Annotated in this window: 12 protein-coding genes; 1 reads left to right on the top strand and 11 read right to left on the bottom strand. The window is 74.4% G+C overall.

All coding sequences use genetic code 11. From position 1 onward, the window contains the following. Positions 1-118: 118 nt before the first annotated feature. From ACFY3N_RS23190 to ACFY3N_RS23150, 9 genes are read right to left on the bottom strand one after another with little or no spacing between them, the layout of a single operon-like run. Positions 119-949 (bottom strand): ABC transporter permease subunit, encoded by an 831-nt coding sequence (locus ACFY3N_RS23190; RefSeq protein ID WP_390818608.1) that lies wholly within the window; start codon positions 947-949, stop codon positions 119-121. Continuing rightward, positions 946-1,899: an ABC transporter permease gene (locus ACFY3N_RS23185; RefSeq protein WP_390818607.1), complete on the bottom strand. Its 954-nt coding sequence runs from the start codon at positions 1,897-1,899 to the stop codon at positions 946-948. The genes ACFY3N_RS23190 and ACFY3N_RS23185 overlap by 4 nt, the downstream gene beginning before the upstream one ends. Then, entirely contained in the window at positions 1,896-3,491 is a 1,596-nt protein-coding gene (locus tag ACFY3N_RS23180) for an ABC transporter substrate-binding protein (protein WP_390818606.1), read from the bottom strand. The genes ACFY3N_RS23185 and ACFY3N_RS23180 overlap by 4 nt, the downstream gene beginning before the upstream one ends. 11 nt (positions 3,492-3,502) lie before the next feature. Then, positions 3,503-4,318 carry a class I SAM-dependent methyltransferase gene (locus ACFY3N_RS23175; protein ID WP_390818605.1) on the bottom strand — a complete coding sequence of 272 codons (816 nt, stop codon included), beginning with the start codon at positions 4,316-4,318 and terminating at the stop codon, positions 3,503-3,505. Continuing rightward, positions 4,315-5,595 carry an MFS transporter gene (locus ACFY3N_RS23170; RefSeq protein WP_390818604.1) on the bottom strand — a complete coding sequence of 427 codons (1,281 nt, stop codon included), beginning with the start codon at positions 5,593-5,595 and terminating at the stop codon, positions 4,315-4,317. The genes ACFY3N_RS23175 and ACFY3N_RS23170 overlap by 4 nt, the downstream gene beginning before the upstream one ends. Next, on the bottom strand, positions 5,579-6,640 hold the full coding sequence (locus ACFY3N_RS23165; RefSeq protein ID WP_390818603.1) for a dipeptide epimerase: 1,062 nt from the start codon (positions 6,638-6,640) through the stop codon (positions 5,579-5,581). Before ACFY3N_RS23165 ends, ACFY3N_RS23170 begins: the two co-directional genes overlap by 17 nt. Next, entirely contained in the window at positions 6,637-7,716 is a 1,080-nt protein-coding gene (locus ACFY3N_RS23160; protein ID WP_390818602.1) for a PLP-dependent cysteine synthase family protein, read from the bottom strand. The genes ACFY3N_RS23165 and ACFY3N_RS23160 overlap by 4 nt, the downstream gene beginning before the upstream one ends. Next, positions 7,713-8,561 (bottom strand): Rossmann-like domain-containing protein, encoded by an 849-nt coding sequence (locus ACFY3N_RS23155; protein ID WP_390818600.1) that lies wholly within the window; start codon positions 8,559-8,561, stop codon positions 7,713-7,715. Before ACFY3N_RS23155 ends, ACFY3N_RS23160 begins: the two co-directional genes overlap by 4 nt. Next, positions 8,558-9,814, bottom strand: coding sequence for an ATP-grasp domain-containing protein (locus tag ACFY3N_RS23150; protein WP_390818598.1), 1,257 nt, complete (start codon positions 9,812-9,814; stop codon positions 8,558-8,560). The genes ACFY3N_RS23155 and ACFY3N_RS23150 overlap by 4 nt, the downstream gene beginning before the upstream one ends. A gap of 126 nt (positions 9,815-9,940) precedes the next feature. Here ACFY3N_RS23150 and ACFY3N_RS23145 point away from each other — a divergent pair, with 126 nt between their 5' ends. Then, entirely contained in the window at positions 9,941-10,486 is a 546-nt protein-coding gene (locus tag ACFY3N_RS23145) for a GNAT family N-acetyltransferase (RefSeq protein ID WP_390818597.1), read from the top strand. 38 nt (positions 10,487-10,524) lie between these two features. Here ACFY3N_RS23145 and ACFY3N_RS23140 read toward each other — a convergent pair whose 3' ends face one another. Further along, a complete protein-coding gene (locus ACFY3N_RS23140; protein WP_390818785.1) occupies positions 10,525-11,133 on the bottom strand; it encodes a FadR/GntR family transcriptional regulator in 609 nt (202 codons plus the stop codon). Positions 11,134-11,136: 3 nt separating this feature from the next. Further along, positions 11,137-11,832: thiamine pyrophosphate-dependent enzyme (locus ACFY3N_RS23135; protein ID WP_390818596.1), on the bottom strand; the 696-nt coding region annotated here is incomplete at its 5' end.

Here is an 11,832-nt window from a genome sequence, read left to right as displayed (position 1 = left end):
GTGTCCATGTCGGCGTGCGCACCGGCATCCCCACCGGTGTCCGCGGAGGCACGCACGTCGGTGTCTCCGCCGGCATCCACGCCGGCCTCCCCGCCGGTGCCCTTCTCGTACTCGTGCTTCACGGGCGTGCTTCCTTCTCTGTGCGGCGCGGGCCCCGGCGCCCGCCCTCGTCCAGCGCGGCGTCGAAGAGGAGGTTCGTCCCCGTCGTCAGCGCCACGATCAGCACGGCGGGGACGACCACGGCCCACGGCTGGACGAACAGCCCCGTCCGGTTGCGGTCGACCATGACCGCCCAGTCGGCGGCGTCGGGCGCCACGCCGACACCGAGGAACGCGGCGGTGGCGACCAGGTAGAGCACGCCGGTCAGCCGGGTGCCGGCGTCGGCGGCCAGGGTGCGCAGCATGGAGCGGCCGACGTAGCCGACGGCCATCCGCCACCACGTCTCGCCCTGCATGCGCAGCGCCTCGACCGCGGGCCGGGCGGCGGCCTCGGCGGCGGCGGCACGCACCAGCCGGGCCGCGTCGGGCACGTTGGCCAGGGCGACCAGCAGGGCGAGACCGACGGCGCCCGGCGAGAACACCGTGGCGGCCAGCAGGATCAGCAGCAGCGACGGGACGGCGAGCAGCACGTCCAGGGGCCGCATCAGCAGCTCCTCCAGCAGACGGTGCCGGGTGAGCGCGCTGATCAGCCCGACCGGGAGGGCGACCAGATAGGCCAGGGCGGTCGCGGCGAGCGCGGTCAGCACCACCGGCCGCCCGCCGTGCAGCACCTGCCGCCACACGTCCCGGCCCACGAAGTCGGTGCCGAGCCAGTGGCCGTCGCCCAGTGTGAACGACGCGGACCGCGGCCCCGGATCGCCCGCGAACACCGGGCCGAGCAGGGCGAGGAGGAGGGGTACGGCGACGATCGTGAGGCCGAGGGCGAAGCGGCCCGTGCGCGGGGCGCTCACGCGGCCACCCCCGCCCGGGGCGCGAGCCGGTGGGCGACCAGGTCGGCGCCCAGGTTCAGTACGACGGTCAGGACGCCGAACACCACCGCCAGCCCCTGGACGACGGGCACGTCGCGTTCGGCGACGGCGCCCAGCAGTACGGTGCCGAGCCCGGGGATCACATACAGGGCCTCCACGACGATGACACCGCACAGCAGCCAGTCGACGGTGCGGGCGAGCTGCTGGGCGGCGGGAGCCAGGGCGCCCGGCAGCGCGTGCGTGTACCGGATGCGGGCGCCGGACACGCCGTAGCGGCGGGCCTGCGCCACGTACGGGGAGGCGAGCGCGTCGATCATGCCCGCGCGCACCAGCCGTACCAGCGAGCACACCGGCCGTGACAGCAGCACCAGCACGGGCAGGACCAGCGCGGCCGGGTGGGCGAGCAGGTCGGTGCCGTAGCCGACGGCGGTCGGCGGCAGCCAGCCGAGGCGCAGGGCGAACACGGTCACCAGCAGCACCCCGAGGGCGAACTCGGGGACGGCGTACACGGCGAGCGTCACGGAGCTGATCAGCCGGTCGGCCGGCCGGCCCGCGTACCGGGCGGCCAGCACCCCGAGCCCGAAGCCGGCCGGGACGAGCAGCACCACGGTCAGCGAGGCCAGCAGCAGGGTGGGGCCGAAGCCGTCGGCGAGGTACTGGCTCACCGGACGGCCGGAGACCAGGGAGGTGCCGAGGTCGCCGTGGAGCAGCCCGGTCGCCCAGTCGGCCAGCCGCTCCCACGCCGGCCGGTCGAGCTCCATCGCCTCCCGGATGGCCGCGATCCGGGCCGGGTCGGGCTGGTCGCCGGCGAGGGCGACCGCGGCGTCGCCCGGCAGCGCCTCGGTGAGCGCGAAGACCAGCAGCACCACGGCCACGGTCTGCAGCGCGCCGAGGAACAGCCGCCGGACGACGAAGGAGCGCAGTCCGCTCACGCGAGCCACACCGTGTCGAAGCGGGCCCAGTCGAGGGTGTTGGCGGGCGCCTTGGTGTCGACGCCCTTGACGGTGCGGGCGGTGCCGATGATCCAGTCGGCGAATCCCCAGATCAGGAAGCCGCCCTCGGCGTACAGGCGGCGCTGCATGCGCTCGTAGACGGCGGCGCGCTCCGTCTTGTCGCGGGTGGACTGCGCCTGCTGGTACAGCGCGTCGAAGTCCTTGTGCCGCCACTTGGTGGCGTTGGTGGTCGAGTCGGTGAGCAGCCGCTGGGAGATGTGCGCCTCGATGGGCATGGCGCCGGAGCGGTAGCAGCACAGGGCGCCGTTGTCGAGGATGTCGCTCCAGTAGGAGTCCTTGCTGCCCATCCTCACCTCGACGGTGACCCCGGCCTTCTTCGCCTGGTCGCGGAAGATGCTGGCGGCCTCGGTGAACCCGGCGGCGACGGCGGAGGTGTCCAGGGTCACCTTCAGGTCCTCGGCGCCGGCCTGCTTCAGCAGGGCACGCGCCCTGTCGAGGTCCTGTTCGCGCTGGGGCAGACCGTCGGCGTAGTACTCGTAGCCCTTGCCGAACAGGTCGTTGCCGACCTCGCCCGCGCCGGACAGCGCGCCGTCGACGAGTTCCCGCCGGTCGGCGATGAGGAAGAACGCCTGGCGCACCCGCTCGTCGTCGAAGGGCGGCCGGTCGGTCTTCATGCAGAACGCCTGCATGGCGCTGCCCCGCAGCCGCACGATCTCGATCCGCCCCTGGTCCTCGTGGGCGCGGGCGGTGGCGGGGTTGAGCTCGTGGGCGTACTCGACCTGCCCGCCGAGCAGCGCGTTGACCCGGGCCGACTCCTCGTTCGCCACGACGAACTCGATCTCGTCGAGGTGCGGGGCGCCCTCCCAGTAGTCGTCGTAGCGGCGGAAGACCGCCGAACGGCCCGGCGTGAACGACACGAAGCGGAACGGACCCGAGCCGACCGGCTGCTCGTCGAACCCGGTGGCGTTCTCGGGCACGATGTACGCGCCGAACGCGGCCAGGATGTTGGGGAATTCGGCCGTGGGCCGCTTCAGCACGAACTCGATCGCGCGTTCGCCGGTGGCGCGGCTGGCGTCGAGGTCGATGGGCTCCAGGGACGCCTTGGCGCGGAACGCCTGCTTCGGGTCGGCGATACGGCGGTAGCTGTAGAGGACGTCCTCGGCGGTGACCGGTCTGCCGTCGTGGAAGGTGGCCTCGCGCAGGGTGACCCGCCACCGGTCCAGCGACTTGTCGGCCTCCCACTTCTCGGCGAGGCGGGGCTGGGCGGAGAGGTCGGCGCCGTAGTCGGCGAGCTTGTCGAACAGGGCCTTGGCGCGGGCGACGTCGGCGAACAGGTTGGCGAGGTGCGGGTCGAGGGTCTCGCTCGCGCCGCCGCCCGCGAACGCGGCGCGCAGCCGCCCGCCCTTCTTCGGCGAGCCGTCGCCCTTGCCCTCGCCGCCACCGGAACCGGAGCCGCCGCCGCAGCCGGCCAGGGTGAGCGCGCCGAGACCGGTCGCGGCGAGGAAGCCGCGGCGGCGCAGCTCCGGGAAGCGGTCCGGGGAGGGGAGGGGGCGAGTGGATTCGTCGTGCATGTGCGCTTCCTTCAGGGTGTGATCGTGCCGGTGGGCGGCTTGGTCGAGCGGGCCACCACGTGCAGCCGGTCGGCGTCGGTGGTCCGGCCGGGGAGCAGGCCCTCGTGCCACGGCGGCTCGGTGCGCGGGCCCGGTCCGTCGTGGAGTTCCAGGACCTCGAAACCGTGCGCGGCCAGCAGGTGGCGCAGCTCCTGCGGGAACAGCAGCCGCCACGCGGACCGCTGCTCGACGGGCTCCGACCCGTCGTCCGCGGTCCACACGCGCCGGCGGCGCAGCAACTGCTCCGTACGGTCCACCGTGAGGGTGGTGACGGACCGGTGGACGGTGCCCCGCCAGGTGAACTCGTTGCTCCTGGGCGTGTCGAGGAGGTCGGTGCGGCCGAGGAAGTACGCGCCGTTGCGCATCTCCGCGACGAGCAGGCCCCCCGGGGCCAGGGCGCGGCGGCAGGAGGACAGGAAGCCGTCGAGCTGCTCGTTGGTGTGGCAGTACAGCAGGGCGCTGTCCAGGCACACCACGGCGTCGAACGCCCCCTGCCCCAGGTCGAATCCGTGCAGGTCGGCACGGACGTACTCGGGTCCGGGATGGTGGTCGCGGGCGTGGGCGAGCATCGCCCCGGAGAGGTCCGCGCCGGTCACCTCGCGCCCCGCGCCGTGCAGATGGGCGGCGTCGCGGCCGGTGCCGCAGCCCAGGTCCAGCACGCGCCTCCCGGCGCCGTGCCGACGCAGGCAGTCCTCCGTCCAGCGCCCGGCCAGCCGGTCGGGGTCGGGGAAACGGGCCTCGTACAGCGCGGGGTTGTCGGTGAGCAGGTTGTGCACCGTGGAGGTCATGCCGGGGTCCTTCCTCGGGCGGTCGCGGGTACGGCGGGTGCCGGCGGCGCGGGCAGCGACCCCAGCCGGCGCAGCCGGACGACGCCGAGCGCGGAGGCGAGCCCGGCCAGCGCGCAGCACGTCCACGGCAGCCACGCGGCGTCGCCGTGCCGCCCGGCGTCCATGGCCCAGCCGACGACGGTGTTGCCGACCGCGGCGGCGACGCCCGAGACGACGTAGAAGACGCCGAAGTACGTGCCGGTCAGTCCGGAGCGGCCGAAGGCGGGGATCATGTCCATCACGAACGGCTGGGCGGCCATCAGCCCGAGGTACAGCAGCAGGGCGCCGGCCAGCACGGGCAGCACCCGCAGCGTCGCGTCGGCCACGCCGTCCGGGCCGCCGGACGCCGTGGCGGCCAGGGCGGGCGGCAGGAAGGCCAGCGCCATGAGGCCCAGCCCCGCCGCGATCCAACGGGCCCGGTCCCCGCGCTGTTTGAGCGCGCGGGTGAGGCGCAGCTGGAACATGAGGTTGGCGAGGGCGCCGACGAGGAAGACGAGACCGGCGGAGCCGTCCCAGCCGGTGGCCCGCCGGGCGCCGTCGGGCAGCAGCAGGTACAGCTGGCTCTCCAGGGTGAACAGGCCGGCCATGGCGAGCGAGAAGGCCAGGAAGGCCCGGTTGCCGAGCACTTCCCGCCAGTCGGCGAGCACGCCGCCCCCGCTCGGCTCGACCTGCCGGGCGGGCAGCACCAGGGCCTGCGCGACCGTCAGGACCGCGAAGATCCCGGCGGCGGTCAGCGCCGACGTGCGGAAGTCCACGAGCAGCAGCGCGCTGCCCAGCAGCGGCCCGATCAGCGCGCCGGTGGTGGCGAACACGTTGAACAGGGCGAACGCCTCGGCCCTGCGCTCCTCGGCCTCCTGCGCGAGGTAGGCCCGGACGGCGGGGTTGAACAGCGCCCCCGCGAACCCGCTGAGGACGGACGCGGCGAGCAGGACGGCCACGTGGTCGCCGAGCGCGAACAGCGCGAAGCCCGCGGTGCGCAGGGCACAGCCGGCAATGATCACGCCCCGCGCGCCGAGCCGGTCGGCGGCGGAGCCGCCGATGACGAACAGGCCCTGCTGGCTGAGGTTCCTCACCCCGAGGACGACGCCGACGACGGCGGCCGACATGCCCAGGTTCTCGGTGAGGTGGGTGGCGAGGTAGGGGATGAGGAGGTAGAAGCCGGTGTTGACGCCGAGCTGGTTGACCAGCAGGAGCTGAACCGCGAGCGGGAAGCGGCGTATCTCATGCCAGGTCTTCACGGCGCCCCTCCCGCGGTAAGACGCCCAGTCCGGGCAGGCCGCTCGCCCGTACCCGGCCGTCCTCGCCGCCGATGCCGGCCCACGGGTCGCGGGCGAGCAGCAGGTGCCCGTCCAGGTCGGCCCAGCGGGCCCGGTCGGCGAGGTGCACGGCGGGCGCGAGCCCGAGGCTGCTGGCGGCCAGGCAGCCCAGCATCAGCTCCGTGCCGCTGCCGTCGATCAGCTCCGCGATGCGCAGGGCCGCGTGCACCCCGCCGCACTTGGCGAGCTTCACGTTGACGCCGTGGACCCGCCCGGCCAGGCGGCGCACGTCCTCCAGGTCCACGGCGTCCTCGTCGGCCACGACCGGCAGCGGTGAGCGCTCGGCCAGCGCCGCCAGGGCCTCCGGATCACCGGGGGCGAGGGGCTGTTCGACGGCCTCGACGCCGAGTTCGGCGAACCGGGGCAGCAGCGCCCGCGCCTGCCCCGCGGTCCAGGCGCCGTTGGGGTCGAGGAGCAGCCGGGCGCGGGGCGCGGCGTCCCGGACGGCCCGTACCCGCTCGACGTCCTCCTCGGGATCGGCCGCCCCCGCCTTGACCTTGAGCACCTCGAAGCCGCCGGCCGTCAGGGAGCGGGCCTGCGCCGCCGCGTGCGCGGGGGAGGTGATGCCGATGGTGCGGGCGGTGGCCGCCTCGGGGGTCTTTGGGGTGCCCAGGAGCCGGTGGACGGGACTGTCCGCGCGCTTGCCGACGAGGTCCAGCAGGGCCGCCCCGACGGCGCCGGTCACGGCCGGGGGAGTGCCGGCGGCCGTCAACCCGCCGGTGCGGAGCGCCTCCAGGGCGCTCTCGGGGTCGGGGAAGCGGGCCAGGTCCGCGCCCACGGCGGTGAAGTGGCGGCCGAGGCTCTCGGCGTCGAGCCGGTAGTAGACGCTGCTGACGGCCTCGCCGTGGCCGGTCACGCCCTCGTGCTCGACGCTCAGCCACACGGCGTCACGGGCGGACATCGTCGAGCGGGATATGCGCAGCGGCTCGGCGAGTTCGAGGCGCACGGTGCGCAGGCCGGTCCTCACCGGTCCCCCTCCGGACGTGCGAGCGGGTCGGCGACGCGGGTGCACCGCGCCCAGCCGGTGGCCTCGGCCGCGTACGGGTGCGGGATCTGCACGGGGCGGGTGGCCGCCGCGGCCGGGTCCACGCCGTGGGCGGCGGTGAAGTCGTCGTCGTAGACGGTGCCGAGGTAGCGGTGCGGCCCGTCGGGGAAGACGGTGGCGACGACCGCGCCGGGATGGACCCGGGCCGCCCAGGCGGCGACGCGGGCGACCGCGCCGGTGCTCCAGCCGCCGCTGACGAAGCTGCCCCGGGCCAGCCGGCGACAGCTGTCCACGGCCTCGGCGGGGCCCACCCAGTGCACCTCGTCGAAGGCGTCGTAGGCGACGTTGCGCGGATGGATGCTGCTGCCCAGGCCGCGCATCAGCCGGGGCCGGGCGGGCTGGCCGAAGATGGTGGAGCCGGTGGAGTCGACGCCGATCAGCCGCAGCGCGGGCCAGTGCCGGCGCAGCGGCCCGATCACGCCGGCACTGTGCCCGCCGGTGCCCACGCTGCACACCAGGACGTCCACGTGGTCCAGCCGGTCGGCCAGTTCGGCGGCCAGCGAGGCGTAACCGGCGGTGTTGTCCGGGTTGTTGTACTGGTCGGGCCAGTACGCGCCGGGCAGCACGGCGAGCAGTTCGCGCAGCCGGGCGAGGCGCGCGGCCTGCCAGCCGCCCTGCGGAGCGGGCCGGTCCACGATCTCCAGCCGCACCCCGTACGAGCGCAGTAACTGCCGCATGGAAGTTTCCAGTTCGCTGTCGCAGACCAGTACGACGGGATGGCCGAGGGCCTGTCCGGCGAAGGCGAGCCCGATGCCGAGGGTGCCGGAGGTGGACTCCACCACCGGGGCGCCGGGCCGCAGTTCACCGCGCTCACGGGCGCCCATCAGCATCGAGACGGCGGCCCGCGCCTTCATCCCGCCCGCGGCGAGCCCTTCGAGCTTGGCCCAGAAGCCGGGGTGCGGTCCGGGCAGCCCGGTGGTGATGCGGACGACGGGGGTGCCGCCGAGCAGCGCGAGCAGTTCCGGGCGGGCGGCGGGCCGTGCGGCGGCGGTGGTCACCGGGTGCCTCCCGGACGGCCGGCGCGATAGCGGTGGACGGTGCCGGGGCCGCCGTCCAGCCAGAAGAAGGGGTACGGCTCCGCGCACACCGCGCTCACCCCGTGCCCCAGGAAACGCGGGAGGACGGCGCTGCCGGTCTGGGCGAACATCACCAGCTGCTTGTCCTGCCGCAGCGCGTGCTCCCGCAGCGGTTCGAAGGTCCCGTTGCCCAGTGTCATCCCGGACACGAGCAGCGCGTCACAGCCGCCGGCCGCGGCGAGGGCGTCGGTGACGACCGGCTCGCCCCACTCGGTGACCCCGCCCTTGAGGTCGCACGGCACATAGCCGATCCCTCGTGAACGCAGCGCCTCCAGCAGGGAGTTGACCACACCGACGACCAGCACCGTCGCCCCGGGCGGCAGGTCGAGCAGCTCGGCCACGGCCCGCGCCCGGGCTCGGGACCGCTCCAGCGACGTACCGGCGGGCAGGGCGACGGGCTCCGCCCCGTGGTCCGGGGTGTGCGGGGTGACGTGCATCAGGTACGCGTCGAGCGCGGCGACCCGCACCGGCTGCAGCGGATGCTCCAGCAGGCGGGCCACGTCCGTGCCGACGCACTCCTCCACCGCGCTGTCGGGCAGTGCGCCGGGCTCGACCGCGCAACTGCCGACGGCCTCGGCCAGCCGCAGGCTGAGCACCTCGTTGCGGTAACCGGTGCCGCGTCCTTCGTGCCGTACGGCCTGCCGGGTGGTGAAGGCCACGGAGATCCGCAGACCGGCCGGATCCGGGCCGAGTCCGCCGGCGCGGGCGAGGGCGAGGAGCGCGGGGTACGTCGCCGCGCGGGCGGACGCCGGGGCGGCGGGGCTCATCGGACCACCAGCCCGGACCGCAGCTCGCCGAGCAGCGACTCGACCCGGGCGCGGGCGCCGGCGCCGGCCGGGTCACCCGCCATCACGTGGCCCAGGTACTCGTTGTTGCTGCCCGCCGCCTTCACCTGCCGCCCCGGCTCCGCGAGTTGCACCTCCAGCACGTCCGGCGCGCTCCGCACGGGTCCGGCGTCCAGCGCTTCGAGCGTGCCGGCCGCCTGCGGCACGAGGAAGCCGATGGCGGCGCTGCGCAGTCCGGTGTCCGTGCGCCGCAGGTCGGGGGCGCGGCCCAGACAGACGTCCACGAAGGCCGCGGCGAGGTCGATGCCGGTGACATGCCGTATCAGCTCGGTGATGCGGTTCCCGGCGGGCCGCGGGTTGACCTCGACCACGCGCGGCCCGGCGGAGGTCAGCTTGATCTCGGTGTGCGCCACCACACCGTCCGTCAGCCCGAGCGCCTCGAGCGCGCCGAGCGCGGTCCGCTCGGCGGCCTCGGCGTCCGCGGGGGACAGGGCGGCGGGGAACATGTGACCGGTCTCGATGAACGCGGGCGCTCCGCCGACGCTCTTGTCGGTCACGCCGATGACGTGGACCGCGCCCGCGTGCGACACCGTCTCGACGCTCACCTCCGGGCCGTCCAGGAGCTCCTCGAGCAGCACGACGGGCGCCCGCCGCTGCCCGCGCGCGTTGACCGGGAAGTCGGCCAGCGCCTTGACGGCGGCGGCGAGCTGCTCCTCGTCGTCCACCCGTCGTACGTACATGCCGGCGCACAGGTCGACGGGCTTGACCACCAGCGGGTAGCCGATCTCCTGCGCCGCACGGGTGAGTTCGGCCCATTCCTCGTGCACCGCGAACCGCGGTCCGGGCACCCCGGCCCCGGCCAGCACCCGGCGGGTGGCGTCCTTGCGGCAGGCGTTCTCGACCGCCTCGGGAGCCGGTCCGGGCAGCCCGAGCCGGGCGGCCGTCCGCGCCACCGTCGGCAGGTAGTAGTCGCAGGAGGTGACCACCGCGTCGAAGCCGAACACGGCGTGCAGCCGCTCCACCCGGGGCAGCAGGGTCTCGGTGTCGTTGGTGTCCGCGGTGATCACGTTGCGCGCCCCGAGCAGCGGGTGCGCCGCGCCCTCGGGCGCCGAGCGCAGGTAGTGGTGCAGATCGCGGGTGAGGAACGTGAACTCGTGTCCGCTCTCCCGGATCGCCCGCGGCAGCAGCCTGCTCATCGATCCGACCCAGCTCTCGACCACCAGCAGATGAGCCACGGCTCCCCTTTTCGTGTCGTCGCGTACGGCACGGCCCCGACGCCGGAGCCGCGACGGGCGCCACGATATCGGTAATCATTTTCATTGTCAGGTACTGTGAGGGCCCCGATACGGAAGGATCTCGCGATGAGTCGGACCGCACCCGCCGGTTACACCGTGCGTCCCGCCACCCCCGCGGACACCGACGGCGCCCGCACCGTCATGCTCGACACGTTCTACAAGGAGTTCGGGTACGGATACGTGCCCCGCTGGCACCGGGACGTCACGGACCTCGAGGGCACCTACCTCGACGACCCCCGCCACGTCCTGCTCGTGGCCCTCCACGACGGCGAGGTGGTCGCCACCACCGGCGTGCACTCCCGGGGCCCGGCCCATCCGCCGCACCCCCGCTGGCTGGCCGAACGCTATCCGTCCGGCACCACCGCCCAACTGGCCCGTGTCTACGTGCGCCCGGAGCACCGGCGCCGCGGCCTCGCGCGCACGCTGGTCGAGGCGGCGTGCGACTTCGTCGCGGGCACCCCCGGCTACGAGTGCATCTACCTGCACACCAACGTGGACGTCGAGGGCGCGGAGGCCTTCTGGCGCAGCACGGCCAAGGAGATCTTCGACGCCCGCACCACCGGCGAACACGGTCCGGGCGTCTCCACGGTCCACTTCGAGATCCCGTTCTGAGCGGACGGACCGCGGCCCGGCCTGCCGTGCCGGTCGGATCAGTGGCCGAGGTGGCACGCCGAGGCGTGGGACGCGGCCTCGTCGGCGGCCGTGCGGGAGGCCGAGGCGTGGACGGCGGCGAGCAGACGGGCGTGGTCGCCGGACGCGGCCGGGGCGCAGGCGGCGCGGTCCGGCGGCAGCAGCCGGGTCAGGTCCGAGTACAGCGTGATCAGCACCTCGTTGTGGGAGGCGGACACGAGCGCCCGGTGGAAGGCGGCGCCGGCGCCCAGTGACCCGTCCAGGTGCCGCAGGTCCTCCTCCGTCCGGTGCAGGGCGGCCAGCCTCGCCGCGGCCACCTCCAGGGCGTCGCGTACGTCGATGACGTCACGCTGTCCGACGGCGGCGAAGCGGCGCCGCATCACCCCCTCCAGCTCGCTGGTCGCCAGGACGTAGGTGCCCGAACCGTGGCGGATGTCCAGGAGGCCGTTGTGGGCGAGCGCCCGCACGGCCTCCCGGACGGTGTTGCGGGCCACCCCGAGCTGCTGGACCAGTTCCGGCTCGGTCGGGATGCGGGAGCCCACCGGCCACGCCCCCGAGGTGATCTGCCGGCGCAGCCGGACGACCACCTGGTCGAACAGGCCGGCGGGGCGCGGCACCGGACGCAGCACCACCTACCGGTCCTTCGCGCCGGCGACGGTCCAGGTGTCGCCGCCGGTGAGGAGGGTGGCGAGGTCGCCCTTGCCGTGCTGCTGGACGGCGGTGTCGAGCTGGTCGGCCATGAGGGTGTCGTAGACGGGCCGGTCGACGGAGCGGAAGACGCCGATGGGGGTGTGGTGCAGGGTGTCGGGGTCGGCGAGCCGGGAGAGGGCGAAGGCGGTGGTGGGGGAGGCGGCGTGGGCGTCGTGGACGAGGACGTCGGCCGCGTTGTCCGCGGTCACGGTGACCACCCGCAGGTCGCCGGTGGCCCGGTCCCGGACGACGCCCTTGGCGCCGTCGGTGCCGAAGCGGATCGGCTGCCCGTGTTCCAGGCGGATCACGGCCTCCTGGGCCTGCTGGCGGTCCTTGAGGACGTCGAAGGCGCCGTCGTTGAAGATGTTGCAGTTCTGGTAGATCTCCACCAGGGCGGTGCCGGGGTGGTCGGCGGCCTGGCGCAGCACCTCGGTGAGGTGCTTGCGGTCGGAGTCGACGGTGCGGGCGACGAAGGACGCCTCCGCGCCGATCGCGAGCGAGACCGGGTTGAAGGGGGCGTCCAGGGAGCCCATCGGGGTGGATTTGGTGATCTTGCCGAGTTCGGAGGTCGGGCTGTACTGGCCCTTGGTGAGGCCGTAGATGCGGTTGTTGAAGAGCAGGATCTTGAGGTTGACGTT

The organism is Streptomyces sp. NPDC000348 (assembly GCF_042898795.1).
Lineage (GTDB): Bacteria > Actinomycetota > Actinomycetes > Streptomycetales > Streptomycetaceae > Streptomyces.
Note: the sequence above shows the minus strand (reverse complement) of the source record. Positions and strands in the feature narration are given on the sequence as shown.

Coding starts and splice junctions, on each gene's coding strand:
- ACFY3N_RS23180 (WP_390818606.1), bottom strand. CDS start 3,491: ATGCACGACGAATCCACTCGCCCCCTCCCCTCCCCGGACCGCTTCCCG.
- ACFY3N_RS23175 (WP_390818605.1), bottom strand. CDS start 4,318: ATGACCTCCACGGTGCACAACCTGCTCACCGACAACCCCGCGCTGTAC.
- ACFY3N_RS23155 (WP_390818600.1), bottom strand. CDS start 8,561: ATGAGCCCCGCCGCCCCGGCGTCCGCCCGCGCGGCGACGTACCCCGCG.
- ACFY3N_RS23145 (WP_390818597.1), top strand. CDS start 9,941: ATGAGTCGGACCGCACCCGCCGGTTACACCGTGCGTCCCGCCACCCCC.